The 17,605-nt window shown below is 63.4% G+C and carries 19 protein-coding genes; 11 read left to right on the forward strand and 8 right to left on the reverse strand.

Annotation, left to right across the window (positions count from 1 at the left end; genetic code table 11):
• Positions 1-21 precede the first annotated feature (21 nt).
• A complete protein-coding gene (locus AC07SU_RS05195) occupies positions 22-492 on the forward strand; it encodes a MarR family winged helix-turn-helix transcriptional regulator (protein WP_176998893.1) in 471 nt (156 codons plus the stop codon).
• Positions 493-615: 123 nt separating this feature from the next.
• Here AC07SU_RS05195 and AC07SU_RS05200 read toward each other — a convergent pair whose 3' ends face one another.
• Positions 616-1,620 carry a transketolase-like TK C-terminal-containing protein gene (locus AC07SU_RS05200; protein ID WP_494996408.1) on the reverse strand — a complete coding sequence of 335 codons (1,005 nt, stop codon included), beginning with the start codon at positions 1,618-1,620 and terminating at the stop codon, positions 616-618.
• A 145-nt stretch (positions 1,621-1,765) separates the two neighbouring features.
• On the opposite strand from AC07SU_RS05200, the gene AC07SU_RS05205 reads away from it, so the two are divergent.
• Positions 1,766-1,945: a hypothetical protein gene (locus tag AC07SU_RS05205; RefSeq protein ID WP_494996409.1), complete on the forward strand. Its 180-nt coding sequence runs from the start codon at positions 1,766-1,768 to the stop codon at positions 1,943-1,945.
• Positions 1,946-1,953: 8 nt separating this feature from the next.
• On the opposite strand, the gene AC07SU_RS05210 is transcribed toward AC07SU_RS05205, so the two are convergent.
• Both AC07SU_RS05210 and AC07SU_RS05215 read right to left on the reverse strand, forming a co-directional pair.
• Complete coding sequence (locus AC07SU_RS05210) at positions 1,954-2,988, reverse strand: AraC family transcriptional regulator (RefSeq protein ID WP_176998891.1); 1,035 nt, start codon at positions 2,986-2,988, stop codon at positions 1,954-1,956.
• A gap of 4 nt (positions 2,989-2,992) precedes the next feature.
• Positions 2,993-4,123, reverse strand: coding sequence for a carbon-nitrogen hydrolase family protein (locus AC07SU_RS05215; RefSeq protein ID WP_494996410.1), 1,131 nt, complete (start codon positions 4,121-4,123; stop codon positions 2,993-2,995).
• Positions 4,124-4,335: 212 nt separating this feature from the next.
• Here AC07SU_RS05215 and AC07SU_RS05220 point away from each other — a divergent pair, with 212 nt between their 5' ends.
• Both AC07SU_RS05220 and AC07SU_RS05225 read left to right on the forward strand, forming a co-directional pair.
• Positions 4,336-6,375 (forward strand): oxidoreductase, encoded by a 2,040-nt coding sequence (locus AC07SU_RS05220; protein ID WP_494996411.1) that lies wholly within the window; start codon positions 4,336-4,338, stop codon positions 6,373-6,375.
• A gap of 57 nt (positions 6,376-6,432) precedes the next feature.
• Positions 6,433-7,317 carry a 1-aminocyclopropane-1-carboxylate deaminase/D-cysteine desulfhydrase gene (locus AC07SU_RS05225; protein WP_494996412.1) on the forward strand — a complete coding sequence of 295 codons (885 nt, stop codon included), beginning with the start codon at positions 6,433-6,435 and terminating at the stop codon, positions 7,315-7,317.
• Between the two features lie 44 nt (positions 7,318-7,361).
• Here the strand turns inward: AC07SU_RS05225 and AC07SU_RS05230 are convergent, their stop codons facing one another.
• From AC07SU_RS05230 to AC07SU_RS05240, 3 genes are all read right to left on the reverse strand, one after another.
• Complete coding sequence (locus AC07SU_RS05230; RefSeq protein ID WP_176998887.1) at positions 7,362-7,955, reverse strand: cytochrome b; 594 nt, start codon at positions 7,953-7,955, stop codon at positions 7,362-7,364.
• A 114-nt stretch (positions 7,956-8,069) separates the two neighbouring features.
• Positions 8,070-8,897: a phosphonoacetaldehyde hydrolase gene (gene phnX / locus AC07SU_RS05235; protein ID WP_176998886.1), complete on the reverse strand. Its 828-nt coding sequence runs from the start codon at positions 8,895-8,897 to the stop codon at positions 8,070-8,072.
• Between the two features lie 50 nt (positions 8,898-8,947).
• On the reverse strand, positions 8,948-10,102 hold the full coding sequence (locus tag AC07SU_RS05240; RefSeq protein WP_494996413.1) for a 2-aminoethylphosphonate--pyruvate transaminase: 1,155 nt from the start codon (positions 10,100-10,102) through the stop codon (positions 8,948-8,950).
• 113 nt (positions 10,103-10,215) lie between these two features.
• Between AC07SU_RS05240 and AC07SU_RS05245 the strand changes: the two genes are divergently transcribed.
• Positions 10,216-11,073, forward strand: coding sequence for a LysR substrate-binding domain-containing protein (locus AC07SU_RS05245; protein ID WP_494996414.1), 858 nt, complete (start codon positions 10,216-10,218; stop codon positions 11,071-11,073).
• Between the two features lie 99 nt (positions 11,074-11,172).
• On the forward strand, positions 11,173-11,880 hold the full coding sequence (locus tag AC07SU_RS05250; RefSeq protein ID WP_131698122.1) for a YebC/PmpR family DNA-binding transcriptional regulator: 708 nt from the start codon (positions 11,173-11,175) through the stop codon (positions 11,878-11,880).
• 95 nt (positions 11,881-11,975) lie between these two features.
• On the opposite strand, the gene AC07SU_RS05255 is transcribed toward AC07SU_RS05250, so the two are convergent.
• A complete protein-coding gene (locus AC07SU_RS05255; protein WP_494996415.1) occupies positions 11,976-13,271 on the reverse strand; it encodes a protein kinase in 1,296 nt (431 codons plus the stop codon).
• 39 nt (positions 13,272-13,310) lie between these two features.
• On the reverse strand, positions 13,311-14,405 hold the full coding sequence (gene zapE, locus AC07SU_RS05260; protein ID WP_494996416.1) for a cell division protein ZapE: 1,095 nt from the start codon (positions 14,403-14,405) through the stop codon (positions 13,311-13,313).
• A gap of 215 nt (positions 14,406-14,620) precedes the next feature.
• Between zapE and AC07SU_RS05265 the strand changes: the two genes are divergently transcribed.
• From AC07SU_RS05265 to AC07SU_RS05285, 5 genes are read left to right on the forward strand one after another with little or no spacing between them, the layout of a single operon-like run.
• A complete protein-coding gene (locus AC07SU_RS05265) occupies positions 14,621-15,121 on the forward strand; it encodes a Csu type fimbrial protein (RefSeq protein ID WP_494996476.1) in 501 nt (166 codons plus the stop codon).
• A complete protein-coding gene (locus AC07SU_RS05270) occupies positions 15,115-15,657 on the forward strand; it encodes a Csu type fimbrial protein (protein WP_259175307.1) in 543 nt (180 codons plus the stop codon). Before AC07SU_RS05265 ends, AC07SU_RS05270 begins: the two co-directional genes overlap by 7 nt.
• Positions 15,658-15,675: 18 nt before the next feature.
• On the forward strand, positions 15,676-16,218 hold the full coding sequence (locus AC07SU_RS05275) for a Csu type fimbrial protein (RefSeq protein WP_178918842.1): 543 nt from the start codon (positions 15,676-15,678) through the stop codon (positions 16,216-16,218).
• A 4-nt stretch (positions 16,219-16,222) separates the two neighbouring features.
• Positions 16,223-16,723 carry a Csu type fimbrial protein gene (locus AC07SU_RS05280; RefSeq protein WP_494996417.1) on the forward strand — a complete coding sequence of 167 codons (501 nt, stop codon included), beginning with the start codon at positions 16,223-16,225 and terminating at the stop codon, positions 16,721-16,723.
• Positions 16,724-16,748: 25 nt separating this feature from the next.
• The gene (locus tag AC07SU_RS05285) at positions 16,749-17,543 is read left to right on the forward strand and encodes a fimbrial biogenesis chaperone (protein ID WP_494996418.1); all 795 of its coding nucleotides are present in this window, start codon (positions 16,749-16,751) and stop codon (positions 17,541-17,543) included.
• The last annotated feature ends 62 nt before the right edge of the window (positions 17,544-17,605 follow it).

The following is a 17,605-nucleotide window of genomic DNA, read 5'->3' on the forward strand; positions in this document are numbered from 1 at the left end:
AAAACCCCCGGATGGTGTTGCATGTCGTCGAAAGAGCCTGATGTCTGGTTCCGTTTTGTCAGGGCCCACAGGACGGTCATCCGTGAAATTGAACGCCGCCTGGCCGAGGCGGACCTGCCGCCCTATGCCTGGTATGACGCCTTGTGGGGCCTGGAAAGCGGCCCCGACGGCACCCGCCGCATGCACGAGTTGGCCGATGTGCTGGCGATCGAGCGCTACAACCTGACCCGGTTGGTAGACCGCCTGGAAAAGGACGGCCTGGTGGTGCGTTCGCGTTCCGAGGGTGATGGCCGTGCGGCGTTTGCCTCGATCACCGACGCGGGCCGGGTGTTGCGCAAAAAGATGTGGAAGATCTACGAAAGCACAGTGGATGAACTGTTCCTCTCGCAGATCGAGCCGGAGCAGCGCCAATTGTTTGCCGACACCCTGGAGCGCACGGCGGGATTGGCGATGGAGGCGGGTATACAGCCCCGCAGCCGACGCAAACCCTGACCTCTGTGGAGATCCATTGTGGGAGCTGGCTTGCCTGCGATAGCGGACTGTTAGTCAACACATTCTTGGCTGATGCACCGCTATCGCAGGCAAGCCAGCTCCCACAATTAACCGCACTCCAGTTCATTCGAGTGGGTACAGGGCCATCGCTGTTTCCACCTGATGAAGATCAATACACCCTTCATCCGCCAGCGCTTTGAGCGCCGACACCACGATCCAATACCGGCTCGGCGCTGACGCCTGCACCGTCCCCGCACCCAGTGCGACAAACCTGGCACTCACATACCCCGCCAACTGATCGACAATCGCCTGCGGGTAGCCGGTCACGGCAATCACTGGGGCCTGGCTGTCGCCCAGGCAATCGCGCAAATGGCAGCCCTGCCTGGGCGCTGTAGGGTGCAAGCGGTCCCACCGTTCGGCCGCCGCCGCTTCACGGGCCAGGCGGGTATAGCTAGGGCAACTCCACACCTGGGCTGAAATATTCCAGTCCTGTTCCAGCAATTGCGCAGCGTGCAGCACTGCTTCCAGCGCCCGGCCGGCGCCGAGCAGTCGCACGTCGGCCGGGCCGTAAGGCGTGATCCGGTACATCCCCTTGAGTGCGTGCTTGCGCTGCCGGGTATTGAGCGGCATGGGGTTCTCATGGTCATGCAGCGTCAGGTAGTAAAAACCGGGCATGCCGTCGACATACAGCCGGCGCAGACCTTCGAGCACAATCGCGCGGGCTTCTTCTGCGCAAGCCGGGTCATACGGGGTGCAGTGGGGATGGGTGGCGAGCCACAACGGCAGTGAAGGTTGTGCGCCTTTGGGCCAGGTCGAGGGCTGGTTCTCGATGCTATTGCACAGGATGCCGCGTCGCGCCGTCTGGTCCGAGAGTGCACACAATTGCGCAGAAGACGCTGCACTGTGCAGGTACAACAGCGGCTTTTCCGCGGTGTTGCGTGCGAACCAAACCGGCCAACTGTTTGCACGGCGCGAGTGTGACTGGCCGCGAATCACCCAGGCATGACGGCTGGACTCCAACGTATGGGCCATCGCCATGACGGTAGACAGCGGTGAGCAGCGCGGCTGCCCGGCAGCCTTCAATGCATCGATGCAGAGCAGCGCCGAAAGCGCGGTTGAAGCGGGCATGGGTCGAGCCCCCTGATGGCGAAAGCCCATACCCTAATGGAAATATCCGTATAATTGCAATTGCAATTATTGCAAAAGTCGCTCAAATCCGAGGTGCTAAATCGTCGCAACGCTGCTACGTTTATTCTGCAAGTGCAGGAACGTCATGGCGTCGACATTTTTTCGTCATCACGGCACTTTAGGCTGGGTTTGCAGGTCATTTATCTGCAACCGCTTTCTACCTGAAAAGGAGTCCACCATGGACGATTACCAAGAAGAGCTGCTGGAGTACCACGCGTTTGAAATGGATCCACTGGATCCAGCCGACGACGCCACCGAGCTGTAAGACCGACTTCAGGCGGAATGCCGCTGACTGCGGCGAAATTCCCCTGGGGTCTGGTTGTTCCACCGCCTGAACGCCCGTTGAAACGCCTGGGCCGAGGCAAAACCGAGCAAGTAGGCGATCTCGCCGAACGCCAGTTCCGTGTCGCGAATGTAGGTCATGGCCAAATCGCGGCGGGTATCGTTGAGAATCGCGCGAAACTGAGTGCCTTCTTCGGCCAGTTTGCGGCGCAGCGTCCAGGTTGGCAGCTTCAAGCGTGCCGCCACTTCTTCCAGGTCGGGTTCCCGGCCGCCATTGAGCATCGGCCCGAGCAACCGGGTAATGCGCTCGCGCAGGCTGCGGGTGCGGGTCAACTGTTCCAATTCCCGTTCACATAATTGCAGCAGCATCTGCCAGGTACTGGGGCAGTGCTGGGGATTGCGCAGGGCCAGGGTGTGCTGGCTGAGGCGCAGTTGGTTGGCCTCGGCGCCAAAGTGCAACGGGCCATCGCCCAGCACGCTGTAGTCTTCGCTGTAGTCCGGCGCTTCGAACTCGATATCAATGCGTTGTGCCTGCACCGGCTGCTGGGCCAGGCTCGACAATTGGTGCAGCCAGCCGGCGATGATCGAGTCCACCACAAAGCGGTTGTAGGCGTTGTAGGGGCTGATGGAATAGAAGCGCAGCCAGGCGCCTTCGGCGTCCTCATGAAAGCTCGACTGCCCGCGATAGTTGGAACCGTACAACGCTTCGAAACGGGTCAGGGTGCGCGCCGCTTCCCGCACGTTGGGCGCCTGGGCGGCCGTCACACCCGCGAGGCCAGCCTGGCTCAGGCGGCTGAGCTGGCCCATGCGCAAGCCCAGGCTGGGCGCGCCGGTGAGCTGGATAGCCGCGTGGCCCAGGCGCATGTAGCGCGGGATCGACAACCGCGCACCGGCTTCGGCGAGACGCGCCGGGTCGAGGCCGTATTGCAGCAGCAGCGGTTGCGGGTCCAGGCCATGGCTGTGGATGGCATCGGCCAGCGCTTGCACGAAGCCGACCGACAGATCCCCCAGGCGTACGGGCTTCACGGTGTCACAACCAGATATTCAACAAGCGTGCGCCACGGGTGCCGCTGTCGGCGGTGACTTGCCCGTTGCTGCTGAGGAAACTGTGTCCGGCAGTGCCCAAATCCCAGAATTGCCCGCGCAGGAACACGCTCATGCCGGCGGTGGCCTGGCTGACCGGCTGTTGGCTGATCAGGGTCAGGCGGCGCCACGCTTCGCCTTCGCTGAGTTCTTCGGGCTTGAGGCTGATTTCAGTCGGCGTCGAGACACTTTTAAAGCCGCGCCACGGGCGATCCCAGGTGTCGCGGCCGGTGACGAACGCCGGCACTGCCACCAATTGTGCGCCTTGCTCATTGAGTTTGCGGTAGTTGTCCGGGTACCAGCTGTCGCTGCCAATCAACACGCCCAGGCGACCGGCCGGGGTATCCACCACGCTGACGATGTTTTCATCTCCCGGTTCGATAAACCCGCGCTCGTCGTAGATCGGGTAGAACTGGCGCTGCGGCTGGCCAACGGGCAGGCCGTTGGTACCGAACACCAGGCTGGCGTTGTACAGCGCGCCGTGGCCCACATGCAGTTGGCCGTCTTGAACGCTCGGGTTGGGCAGGGCGATGGAGCCCGCCACCAGGGTCACACCAAATTCTTTGGCCAGGCCGCCGAACAGCGCCTGGTAGTCGCGGGCCATGCCCTTGGCTTTCATGCGCAAGTAGGCGTCGTCGGTACGGTTATCGCCGGTGGCGCCGATCCAGGCACGGGCAAACAGGAACGGGTTGCTGGCCGACAGCCAGTTCATTGCATCTTTAAGGTGGGTGGCCTGGTACAGCTCGTTTTTCTCGCCGCTGAGCATCAGCCAGGTGCCGATGTGCTCGGGCAGCACCACGATGGTTTTCTGATTGATCAACCCCTGGTCCCGGGCCTTTTGCAGATAGGCCGCGAGCTTCAGGTGCAGGCGTTCAAGGCTCTGGTAGTCGGCCGGGAACAGCTCCGGCTGGATACCCAGCAAGTTGCCCCGATCGGCCGGCAGGCCTTCGTTGATGGCCAGGGTAATGCGCAGGTCCGACAGGTAATGCGCCACGGGGCGCTCCTGGGTCCAGACCAGATACGCGGCGACGGCGGCAACCAGGGCCATGGTGACGGTGAAGGCAAGAAGTTTACGCATGGGGCAACAGACAACAGACCGTGTATAGGGTTCGCCGACTAGGGTAGGGCCCATGGCGGGGCTTGCCAAGGGGCGCTGTGCATTTGGATCAATAACTTGTGAGTTTCGGTCATTGAGCCGTCGTCCAGCGCCTCTTAGTCTGTGGGACATAAACCGATGGCAGGCCATTCGAGCCTGTCACGTCCCGTGATGATCCGTTGTGGAGCTGTACCATGAGCGCTGCTGCCTACCCGCACCTGTTGGCCCCGTTGGACCTGGGTTTCACCACCCTGCGCAACCGTACCCTGATGGGCTCGATGCACACCGGCCTGGAAGAAAAACCCGGTGGTTTCGAACGCATGGCCGCCTACTTTGCCGAGCGCGCCCGTGGCGGTGTCGGCCTGATGGTCACCGGTGGCATTGGCCCGAACGATGAAGGCGGTGTGTACGCCGGTGCGGCCAAGCTCACCACCGACGAAGAAGCACAGAAGCACAAGATCGTGACCCAAGCGGTGCACGAGGCGGGCGGCAAGATCTGCATGCAGATCCTCCACGCCGGCCGTTATGCCTACAGCCCCAAGCAGGTGGCGCCGAGCGCGATCCAGGCGCCGATCAACCCGTTCAAGCCCAAGGAGCTGGACGAGGAGGGCATCGAGAAGCAGATCCAGGATTTCGTCACCTGCTCGTTGCTGGCCCAGGTGGCCGAGTACGACGGCGTCGAAATCATGGGCTCCGAAGGCTACTTCATTAACCAGTTCCTCGCCGCCCACACCAACCATCGCACCGACCGTTGGGGCGGCAGCTACGAAAACCGCATGCGCCTGGCGGTGGAAATCGTGCGCCGTGTGCGCGAGGCCGTGGGCCCGAACTTCATCATCATTTTCCGCCTGTCGATGCTCGACCTGGTGGAAGGTGGCAGCACCTGGGAAGAGATTGTGCAGTTGGCCAAGGCCATCGAGGGCGCGGGCGCGACGATCATCAACACCGGTATCGGCTGGCACGAAGCGCGAATCCCGACCATCGCCACCAAGGTGCCGCGTGGCGCGTTCAGCAAAGTCACCGCCAAGTTGCGCGGTGCGGTGCAGATCCCGTTGATCACCACCAACCGCATCAACACCCCGGAAATCGCCGAGCAGATCCTGGCCGAGGGCGACGCCGACATGGTGTCCATGGCGCGGCCGTTCCTCGCCGACCCGGAGTTCGTCAACAAGGCGGCGGCCGGACGTGCCGATGAAATCAACACGTGCATCGGCTGCAACCAGGCCTGCCTGGACCACACCTTCGGCGGCAAGCTGACCACTTGCCTGGTCAACCCGAGGGCGTGCTACGAAACCGAGCTGAACTACCTGCCGGTCAAGCAGATCAAGAAAATCGCGGTGGTCGGCGCTGGGCCTGCGGGCTTGGCGGCAGCCACGGTAGCGGCGGAGCGTGGCCACCAGGTGACGTTGTTCGATTCGGCCAGCGAAATCGGCGGCCAGTTCAACATCGCCAAGCGCGTGCCGGGCAAGGAAGAGTTCTTTGAAACCCTGCGGTATTTCAAGCGCAAGTTGCAGACCACCCACGTCGAGCTGTGCCTAAACACCCGCGTGGATGTGGCGCAATTGGCGGCCGGCGGCTATGACGAAATCATCCTGGCCACCGGTATTGCCCCGCGCACGCCGGCGATCCCGGGTATCGAGAACGCCAAGGTGTTGAGCTACCTGGACGTGATCCTGGAGCGCAAGCCCGTGGGCAAGCGCGTGGCCGTGATCGGTGCTGGCGGTATCGGTTTTGACGTGTCGGAATTCCTCGTGCATCAGGGCGTCTCTACCAGCCTGGACCGTGACGCGTTCTGGAAAGAGTGGGGCATCGACACCCAGCTGCAGGCTCGTGGCGGCGTGGCCGGCATCAAGCCGCAGCCGCACGCACCGGCGCGAGAAGTGTTCCTGCTGCAACGCAAGACCTCCAAGGTGGGCGACGGCCTGGGCAAGACCACCGGCTGGATTCATCGCACCGGCCTCAAGAACAAACAGGTGCAGATGCTCAACAGTGTCGAATACCTGAAGATCGACGACAAAGGCCTGCACATCCGCATCGGTGCCGAGGGCGAGCCCCAGGTGCTGGCGGTGGACAACATCATCATCTGCGCCGGCCAGGACCCGCTGCGTGAGCTGCAGGACGGCCTGGTCGCCGCCGGCCAGAATGTGCACCTGATCGGCGGTGCCGACGTGGCCGCCGAGCTGGACGCCAAGCGCGCCATCAACCAGGGCTCGCGCCTCGCCGCCGAGCTGTAAAAGCGGAAAAGGGACGGTGTTAGACTACCGTCCCTTTTTTCATGCAGATATTTGCCGATGGGCCCGTTCGATTGGCTTCCCCAGGCACCCCTTGAACCTTTGCCGTTGGACTGGCTGAAAGGTGTCGAGTTGGCGGTGCTGCGCCTGGACCGTATCGACCCGCTGATCAGCGGCAACAAGTGGTTCAAGCTCACGGGGCACCTGGCCCAGGCGCAAGCCGCCAGCGGGCTTATCAGCCTGGGCGGCGCTTACTCCAATCATCTGCACGCCGTGGCGGCGGCGGGGAAACGCTTTGGGTTTCCCACCGTCGGCCTGCTGCGCGGCCACCCGCAAGACACTCCCACGGTTCTCGACCTGAAAACGTTCGGCATGCAATTGCATTGGCTCGGTTATGGCGGTTATCGCGCGCGCCATGCGCCGGGTTTCTGGGCGCCTTGGCAGGAGCAGTACCCGGATTTTCACCCCGTGCCCGAAGGCGGCGGTGGGCAGGCGGGTGCAGCGGGGTGCGCGGTGCTGGTTGAGCAGGTGCGCGGGCAATTGGCGGCGCTCGGCTGGGACGATTACGACGCCTGGTGGCTGGCAGCGGGTACCGGCACCACGTTGGCGGGGTTGGCACTGGCGGAGGCTGGTGCGCACCTGGTATACGGCGCCATGGCCGTGCCCGATGATCACGGTGTCGCCCAGAATGTCGACGCCATCGTGCGGGGTGGTTATGAGCTGTTGGACGCCAGCCGAGGAGGCTTTGCCAAGGTCGACCCGCTGCTGCTCGACTTCATCGATACCACCGAACGCGCCTGCGGCCTGCCGCTGGAGCCGCTCTACACCGGCAAGGCGTTGCTGGCGTTGAAGCATCAGATCGAGGCCGGGCGCTTCAGCCCCGGCACCCGCCTGATCTTCGTGCACACCGGTGGCCTGCAAGGCCGCCGGGGCTTTGCAGCCTAGCGCAGATCCCCTGTGGGAGCAGGCTTGCTCGCGAATGCGGTCTATCAGTCAACTGTTTTGGTGGTTGTTCCGCTGCCTTCGCGAGCAAGCCCGCTCCCACCTGGCATCATTCTCAAGGCAGTGTTATCGCGCAGCACATAATGATGAAAGATACCCGCCAGGGCATGCAGCCCGATCAGCCAGTAGCCGATCTTGCCGAAGAGCACGTGCCAGCCTTCGATCTGCTTGGCCAGAGCCTTGTTCTCGGCGATCAGCGGTGGCAACTCTATGCCATAGAACATCACCGAATGCCCCTCGGCGCTGACGATCAGCCAGCCGGCAATCGGCATGCCGATCATCAAGGCATACAGCGCGAAATGCATCAGGGTGGCCAATAAGCTCTGCCATTGTGGCGGTGCCGGTACGATCTTCGGCGCAACCCCCAGGCTGCGGGCAAACAGGCGCAGCCACACCAGCACAAACACGGTGAGACCGAACATGAAGTGCATTTCAACGATCAACGTTCGCCCGCCACTGCCTTTGGGGAATTGGCCGCGTAACTCAATGCAGGCGTAGACCACCGCCAGCAGCACCACCATCAACCAGTGCAACGCGATCGACATGGTGCTGTAGCGCGTATCGGAGTTTTTCCACGGCATCGCTGGGTTCCTCACTCATCAGGGCAAACCTCCGCTCTAGGGCGGCGGAGTTCTTTAACTGTATGCCGGTTTTGAGCGGTTTGCCTGGCGTGAATGCCGTTGTTTTGACCTCTATCAGTGGCTTTGCGGCATTTCACCGCGGGCCAGGCGCTTGTTGATATCGGTGATGATCGCCGGCAAGTCGTTGAGGGTGTCGATCAGGTAATGCGGGCGCGAGCCTTCGAACAGCGCTTCGATGCGCTTGCGCTCGCTGGCCAGGGTGGCCGCATCCAGGGCACGGAACTGCTCGTAAGTCAAGCCCAGGGCGTTGCCGGAGCAGGTTAGGGCCACGGTCCACATGCCGGCGCGGCGACCTTCGAGAATGCCTGGCACGGTGTCGTCAACCTTGACGCACGCCGCCACATCATCGATGCCCAGGGCAATCACGTTGGCCAGTGCCTGGGCCGGCCAAGGGCGACCGTTGGGCACTTCGTCGGTAGCCACCACATGGTCGGCGATGTAGCCGTTGGTGGCGGCCAGGGCGACGACCTTGTCCATCACTTGCTTCGGGTAGCCGGAGCAGCTACCCACCTTGATGCCTTGCACCCGCAGGCGCGCAATGGTGTCCAGGGCGCCGGGGATCAGGGCCGAGTGCTCGGCGATTTTCTCGATCTGCAGCGGCATGAAGCGCTGGTAGATGGCGGTCACATCATCGTCGGTCGGCGTGCGCCCGAACGCCTGGCGGTAGCGCTCGGCAACCTGCGGCTGATCGCAGAGCGTGCGGATGTGGTCCCACTTACCCATGCCCATCGGGCCACGGGCTTCTTCGATGGAGACCTGCACGCCGAACTCGGCGAAGGCTTCGACAAAGATCTGGGTGGGCGCGAACGAACCGAAGTCGACCACGGTGCCGGCCCAGTCAAGGATGACGGCCTGAAGAGTATTGGGGTTCTGATAGTTCATACACAAATCCTGTAGGAGCTGGCTTGCCAGCGATGAACGAAAATGAGGTTTTACAGAGAGACCGCGTCGCCTGTGATCGCCGGCAAGCCGGCTCCTACAGGTTCGAGCACGTTCATGTCTTGCAGTGCCTGCGCGATCGCCGCCACGGCAGCCCGCATCCCGGCCGCATCCACATGCCCGATGCAGCCCACGCGGAAGGTGTCCACCTGGGTCAATTTGCCCGGGTAAAGGATGAATCCCTTGGCCTTGACCCGTTCGTAGAAGTCCTTGAACTGATAACGCGGGTCTTTGGGGGCGTGGAAGGTGACGATGATCGGCGCCTGGATTGCGGCCGGCAGGAAGCTGCGCAAGCCCAGCTCGGCCATGCCGTCCAGCAACGCCTGGCAGTTACTCGCATACCGCTGGTGCCGCGCGGGCAGGCCGCCTTCTTCGTGGTATTGCAGCAAGGCTTCGTGCAGGGCCGCGACCACGTGGGTCGGTGGGGTGAACCGCCACTGACCGGTCTTGGCCATGTAGGCGTGTTGGTCGAACAGGTCCATCGCCAGGGAGTGACAGTTGCCCTCGGCGACGGCCAGCGCCTGCTTGTCGGCGAAGACAAAACCCATGCCCGGCACACCTTCCAGGCACTTGCCCGAGGCGGCGATCAAGGCGTCGAACGGCACGTGGCGGGCGTCGATGGCCAGCGCGCCGAAGGAACTCATGGCGTCGATGATCAAGCGCTTGCCGTGCTGTTTCACGACCTGGGCGATTTCCGGCAGCGGGTTGAGGATGCCCGTGCTGGTTTCGCAGTGGATCAGCGCAACGTGGGTGATGCTGTGGTCGGCGAGCAACAGGCGCTCGACGTCGGCGGCGGTGGTGGGTTCGTCTTCGGCGGTTTCAAAGGTGCTGAAGTCGCGACCGAGCACTTCGCAGATCTTCGCCAGGCGCTTGCCGTACGCGCCATTGATCAGCACCAGCACCTTGCCGTTGCGCGGTACGAGGGTGCCGATGGCCGCTTCGACGGCGAAGGTGCCGCTGCCCTGCAACGGCACGCAATGGTGGCTGGCTTCGGCGTGAAGAATCGCCAGCAGTTGGGCGCAGACGCTGGCGGTGAGCGCGTTGAAACGGTCGTCCCATGAACCCCAGTCCACCATCATCGCCTGGCGTGTGCGGTTCGAGGTGGTCAGGGGGCCGGGAGTCAGCAGGATCGGCGCGGCAGTGGTCATCTCAAGTCCTCGCAAAGCATCGGGGGTTGAATCTACGGCGCCTAAATTGCAGTTTGGCTTGTTATCAATCAAATTGTTTGTTGTTATGCGAGCTATCAGTGAGGCCGATAGCTATGAACCTGTTCCAATTGCGTGCATTCGATGCCGTGGCCCGCGAGGGCAGCTTTACCCGTGCGGCAGCGCGGCTGTTTATCAGCCAGCCGGCGGTGACCGGGCATATCAAGGCCCTGGAGGAGTACTACCAGATCCCGCTGCTGCGCCGCACTGCCCGTCGCGTGGAGTTGACCGAGGAGGGCACGCGCCTGGCGGCCATCACCCGGGCGATCTTTGGGTTGGTGGACGAGGCACAGACGCTGCTGGAGGCCAACCGACAACTGCTCACCGGGCGCCTGGAAGTGGCCGCCGATGGCCCGCACCTGGTGATGCCGATGATCGCCAGCCTGCGTGCGCGCTACCCCGGCATCACCGTCAACCTGCGCCTGGGCAATGCCCAGGAAACCCTGGCGGCGCTGTTGTCCGAGCATGCCGATGTGGCGGTGCTCACCGAAGTGGAACCGCGCACTGGCTTGCACCTGCAGCCGTTGAGCGAGTCGCGGATCTGCGCCCTGGTGCCGGCCGGGCACCCGTGGACGGTCGAAAAGGCGGGCATTCGCCTGGAGCAGTTAAACGAGGTGATCATGGTGCTGCGTGAACCCAGCTCCATCACCCGGCGCACTTTCGACAACGCCTGCCTGGCGGCCGCGGTGCAGCCCAAGGTGTTGCTGGAGCTGGACAGTCGTGAAGCGGTGACCGAAGCCGTCGCCGCCGAACTGGGGGTGGGGGTGGTGTCGTCGATGGAGGTCAGCCAGGACCCGAGGGTGCGTGCGGTTGCGCTGCAGGGCGAGGGGCTGGTGAACCGGCACATGCTGGGCTGCATGGAGCGGCGTCGATCGTTGCGTCTGATCCAGGCGTTTTTCGAGCTGGCGCCCTGACGGTTTTTGGTGGAACGATGGGTTTTTGCGCTATAAACTCTGCCCCCAAAGCGCCGGCCAGTAGACGTTTGGGCGCGATGGACGAAAAGAGAGTGAGTCATGGGCGCACAGTGGAAAGTCAAACATAAAGAAGCGGCAGCCAATGCCAAGGGCAAGATCTTTGGCAAGCTGGTGAAAGAAATCACCATCGCCGCCCGCAACGGCGCCGACACCGCCACCAACGCCCACCTGCGTCTGGTGGTGGAGCAGGCCAAGAAGGCCTCGATGCCCAAGGAAACCCTGGACCGCGCCATCAAGAAAGGCGCCGGCCTGCTGGGTGAAACCGTGCAGTACCACCGCGTGACCTACGAAGGGTTTGCCCCGCACCAGGTACCGCTGATCGTTGAGTGCGTGACCGACAACATCAACCGCACCGTGGCGGAAATCCGCGTGGCCTTCCGTAAGGGCCAACTCGGCGCGTCCGGCTCCGTGGCCTGGGACTTCAACCACGTCGGCCTGATCGAAGCCTCGCCGGACACCCCGGACGCCGACCCGGAAATGGCCGCCATCGAAGCCGGCGCCCAGGATTTTGAAGACGGTGAAGAAGAGGGCACCACCCTGTTCATCACCGAGACCACTGACCTCGACGCCGTGCAGAAAGCGCTGCCGGAGCAGGGCTTTACCGTGCTGTCGGCCAAGTTGGGCTACATCTCCAAGAACCCGGTGAGCGGCCTGACCGACGAGCAGATGGCTGAAGTTGAAGCCTTCCTGGAAGGCCTGGACAACCATGACGACGTGCAGGACATGTTCGTCGGCCTGGCAGGCTGATCAGACCACCTCTTTGTCTGATACCCCCACCCTGTAGGAGCCCGGCTTGCTGGCGATAGCGATCTTGAGGACGCCATCGCCGGCAAGCCGGGCTCCTACACGGTTTGCAGCGTCGTTTCGATTTCGCTGAAGGCTGGTCGTGCGAGCACATCGGGCTGGCAGCAGCGTTGCTGCAACGTGATCAACGCTTGATCGACCGGCCCCGTCTCCACCCGCTCCAACAATTCCCCCAGCAACACCCCGAACGCCCTGACCTCGATCCGCTGCAATGCGCGGGTTTCCTCGGTATCCGCCGTGGCATGGAACGACGCCGCGCCAAAATCCCCCAGCAGGCAATCACCGGCTTCATTCCACAGGATGTTATGGCCGTAGAGATCGCCGTGGGTAATGCCGTGCCGGTGCAGATGGGCCGCCACCGAAGCAATCCCCCGCGCCATGCGCAGCGCTACTTCGAGACTAAAGCGAGTACCCGGCTCATAAATGTCGCGGGTGCACGACGCCAGGCTCGGCAGGGCCGCGAGGTTGCGGTAGCTTGGGTCGATCAGGTCCATGACCAGTGCAGCCCCGTCGTCCGGATGGCCGACCACACGGCCTTCGACCTTGATCAGGTTCGGGTGCAGCCCGGCCGCGATGCAGGCCTGCATTTCGTGCAGGGGCGAGCCATCGCTGGTGATCGTGCCTTTGTACAGCTTGACCGCGACCGGCTTGGCGGCAGGCTTCCACAGCGCTTTGCGGATAACGCCCGAAGCCCCTTCACCCAGCACCTCGGCCAGTTCCAGTTCTGACCAGGCGATATCCGGCGTCGCGTCGTCGGCCGACACGTCCACCGCCATCTCCACCGGGTTGCCCGCGTAGGCCAGCCAGGTCAGGCTTGGCAGGGTCAATAGCCACTGTGGCAACTGGGTAAAGCGGTTGGAGGCGATGCGCAGCAGTTCCAGGTTCTTGCAGTTGACCAGGCTCCGGGGCAGCGCCGTCAGCCGGTTGCCGGCCAGCATCAGTTTTTGCAGCAAGGGCCGCTCGCCCAGTTCGTCAGGCAGTTCGCTGATGTGGTTATCGGTGAGGATCAGCCAGCGCAACAACGGCGGCAACGCAGCGGCGGGCACGTGAGCGATCCCGTTGGCCTTGAAGCCGATCATGCTCAAGTTGGCGCACTGGCCCAGGCACTCCGGCAGTTCGGTAAAGGCGTTGTCCGAGCAGAACAGCACGCGCAGGTGCGTGAGGCGGTGCAGGTCGTCGGGCAGGCGGCTCAGGGCGTTGCCCGTAAGGTTGAGGATTTCCAGCGAGTCGGCCAGTTCGAAGATCTCCGGCGGGAATTCAGTCAGCCCGCAGGACAGGTCCAGGCGTTTGATGCCGGCCAGTTGGCTGGCCTTGAGTTGGGCGAGGGTATTCATGAACGGCGCGATCACTCGGCAAGAGGGTGTAAATGGCGCTCATGATACCGGGTCGGGCGAGTGTTGCGGGCTCACCGATTGCAATTGGCCCAGGCGGCTGGCGGTGCGAGCCAGGTCGATGGCCTGGCCTTCCAGCGATTCCGCCAGGGGCTGTCGGCCGATCAGGGTCAGGCGCTTGTCCTGGTCGTAGAGCACGTCGACCAGGTTGATGAAGCGCTGCTGCACGGCGATCGGGCTGTCAGCCAGTTGCGGCAGCCCGTCGATGATCCAGTGGTCAACGTCCTGGCACAGCAGCAGGTAATCCATCACGGCGGTGAGCTGCTCGCACAGGTCATTGAAGGTAAAGGCGATGGTGCGCCCCTGGCGGCTGCGGCAGGTCAGCTGGCGGGTGCCGACGGGCAAGGGTTGTGGCGGGCAATCGGCAGCGGGCAGTCCGAGGGCCTCACGCTGCTCGACGCTGCCGGGCCATACGTAGTGGCCGCTGGTGAAGCGCTGCTGCGCGTGGGCCTGGGGCAGGCTGCGAAAGTCTTGCGGCGAGCTGACCTCCAACACTTCCATGCGCGCGGCGATCAGGTCGATCACTGGCTTGAACCGCTGGTGATACAGCGGGTTGGGCAACAACCCTTCGGGCGCGTAGTTGGATGTCACCAATACCAGTATGCCGCGCTGGAACAACGCCTTGAATAAGCGGCTGATGAGCATCGCGTCGCCGATGTCGTGGACATGGAACTCGTCGAAACACAGTACGCGACAGCCCGCCAGCAGCTCATCCAGGGTGACGCCCAAGGCATCTTCATCGGCCTGGTGCTTGAACATGCCCCGGTGCAATTGGGCGAAGAAAGCGTGGAAGTGCACGCGCTGTTTCTCGGCAATCGGCAGGGCCTGGAAAAAACCGTCCAGCAGCCAGCTTTTGCCACGCCCTACCGGGCCGTGCAGGTACAGGCTGCGGGTAGGCTGGCCAGCGAGCAGGTGCCCGGTTTCGCGGGCCAGGGCGGCAATTGCCCGGGTCTGGCCGTCGCTGAGGGTGTAGCCCTGTTGCTCGGCCTTGGCCTGGAAGAACGCCGGGATCGGCGATGTGCCCAAGGCTTCGGTGGGTTTGCCGAGCAGGCGCCGGATTAGGGAAAGCACGGCCAATGCAGGTCACTCTGTATTTCGAGGGTCGCCCACTTTAGGGTGCCCGCCACGATTTGACCAATAGAGAAGGGCGCTGCCAGCTATCTCGAAAAGGCATGGCGCAGCGCTGAACCCGCCCAGACTGGCAGTTTCCCCCTGAGTGACTAACCTCATACACAGCAGTCACCCCTGTATAAGGATTTGGGGCAGTGAAGGGACGAGCGGTATTGGCAGTCATGGGCGCGATGTTCTGCAGCACGGGTTACGGTGCGCAACTCCAGGTGGAGGTGCGGATCGACGTGCAGCGGGGCTGCCAGCTGGTGGGCACCACCCGCAGCGCTGGCATCGAGCAGCTTGGCGTACTGGATTTTGGCAGCGGCCCGCGTCTGGATGACCCGGCCGGCCCCCTGAGTGCGGCCCTGATTAGCCAGCGCCAGCCGCGGCTGGAATGCAACCCCGACACCCCTTACCAAGTGCGCGTCGACGGCGGCCTGCATGGCGGCATAGGCGATGTGCGTTACCTCGCCGCCTCGGCACCGTCCACCAAACCCATTCCCTACCGACTCTACGCCGACGCCGCGCGGCGCATTCCATTGCCGGTGAATGAACCACTTAGCGGTCGCGTGCCGGACACCGGCAGCGTTGACCTGCCGTTGTACGGCCGCATCGAGCCGCTCAAGGAAATTCCCGCCGTCGGTCGCTACAGCGACCTGCTCAAGGTGACCGTCACATGGTGAGTCGCAGCCTGGCCCTGGCGGCGTTCGGCGGCTTGTTGCTGCTCGCCGATGACGCCTGGGCGGCGGTCGCCAGCGGGCAGATTCATGCGCGCCTGGTGATCACTGCCAGTTGCCAGGTCAGCAGCGTTGAAAGTGCGCCGGTGAGTCCTACAGGTGGCACAGCGCTCCTGGACTTCGGCAGCCAGGGGCCGACCTGGAACAACACCTTGGCGGCGGGCGTCACCGACGGCGACAAGGCGCCGCTGTCAGTGTCATGCAACCCGTCGGTGGTCAGCAGCTTTACCGTGACCATCGACGGCGGCGCCCACGGTGACGGCACCACACGGCGTCTGAGCAACGGCACCCAGACCATACCGTATCGACTTTCGGCCGATCCGTTGGGGCACAGCACCTACAACATCGGCCAGCAGCGTAATTTCGTCGTGACCCGGGGCGCGCAGATACCAATTCCGGTATTCGGCTCGGTGGTGGCGAATACCAGGGCCTTACCGGCCGGCATCTACACAGACACCCTGACGGTGACTCTGGATTGGTAAACCATGAGGATGGATATCATGCATGTACTCGTATCGCGATTAGGCGTTTGTGCGCTGGGCCTGGCGATGGCCTCCAGCCTCAATGCGGCCACCACCGTGACCGGCCAGATCACCTCCAGCCTGACGCTGATCGCCAGTTGCCAGGTCAACGGTTCCGGCGCGGCCAGCGGGTTGAACTTCGGTAGCCTCAACTTCGGTACTACCAACAGCCTGTTCACCAATGCCGACGCCCAGTTGCTGGGCGGTACCGGTACGGGCGGAGCGTTGTCGGTGCTGTGCTCGGCGGGGACTGCGCCGACTATCAAAGTGCGTGCGGGGGCCCATGACAATGCCTCCGCCGGCGGCACTCGGGCGCTGGCCGATGGTCTCGGCAACTTTGTGCCCTATGACTTCTACACCGACAGCGGGCATTCCTCGCTGCTGGCCATCGATGGCGTGATCGCCCTCGCCACCAGCACCGGCGTGGCGCAAACCGTGAATCTCTACGGTCGTGCGGTGGGCAAGGCGGGGTTGCCGGCGGGCACCTACACCGACACCGTGGCCGTGGAACTGACGTTCTAACGTCATGATCCGGTCTGGGTGGGTGAGGGCGTTGCTGGCGTGTGGGCTGGTGGTGCCACTGCCGTTGTCGGCGGTGACCAGCCAGAGCTTCCAGGTGAGCGCCACTGTCACCCCCGGCTGCCTGGTGGTGGGGGGCGGCTCCAACTATGGGGCGCTGACCTATGGCAGTTATTCGGCGCTGTCCACCAGTACGGTGAGCGCCGCCCTGATCGGGGGTGTGACCCTGCAATGCACGCCGGGGGTGACGCTGAGCATGAGCGTCAACGGCGGCCTGCACAGCAACACCGGGCGCAATTTGCAGCTCAATACCGGCACTGCACGGGTGGCGTATCAGTTGTTTCAGGATGCAGCGTTCAGTCAGGGCCTGGGGATCAGTCAGAGCGTCAACGTGACCTACAGCGATGCAAACAACATCAGCCTGCCTATCTACGGGCGGGTGCAGTTACCGGGCAATCAGCCTGGGGGGACGTACAGCGACACGTTGCAGGTGCAATTGTCGTGGTAGGGCTATGGGTATGAGGAGTGGTTTTATGCGTTCACCTTCCCGGCGGTTGTGGGCCGCGGGTTTTGCTGTGTTGGCGGGGGCATTGAGCAATGTGGTGGCGGTGCAGGCGGCCAGTTCGGTGCTGATCTGGCCGATCGATCCGGTGCTGGAGGCCGACCAGCAGGCCAGTGCGTTGTGGCTGGAAAACCGTGGCACCGAGACGGCCAACTTGCAGATTCGTGTATTCGCCTGGAGCCAGAACGGCTTCGACGAGCAATACCAGAACCAGCGCGACGTCATCGGCAGCCCGCCCGTGGCGAAGATCGAGCCGGGGCAGAAACAGCTGGTGCGCCTGACGCGCACCCGTGAAGTGCCACCCGGGCAAGAGCTGGCCTACCGCATCATCATCGATGAAATCCCTTCGCCCTTGCAGGTGCCGACCCCACCGGAAGGCAAGAACACGGCGGCGGCGATTCGCTTCCAGATGCGCTACTCGGTGCCGTTGTTTGCGTACGGCGCGGGTCTGTGGAGCAAGGAGGACGCCACCCGCCAGCGCGATCCCAAGGGCGCCGGCAAACCGGATTTGAGCTGGCGCAAGGTCTCGGTTGCCGGGCGCAGTTACATCGAGGTACGCAACCAGGGCGCCGTGCATGCGCGACTCACCGACGCGTCGTTTAAACAAGGCGGTCAGACACGACCTGTGGCGGACGGCCTGCTGGGCTATGTGCTGCCGGGCGCGACGATGCGCTGGCCGGTGCCGGAGGCGGTGTCAGCCGACCAGCCGTTGCAAGTGCGGATCAATGGCGCGGCGCAGGTGGAAGCGCTGGCGCCGGCGCGATAACGGAGTAGGCAGCGGGACGGGGTAAACCCCGGGTTCAACAGGATGGAGATGTCCATTGAAGG

This window comes from Pseudomonas sp. GW821-FHT05H12, from assembly GCF_059419385.1.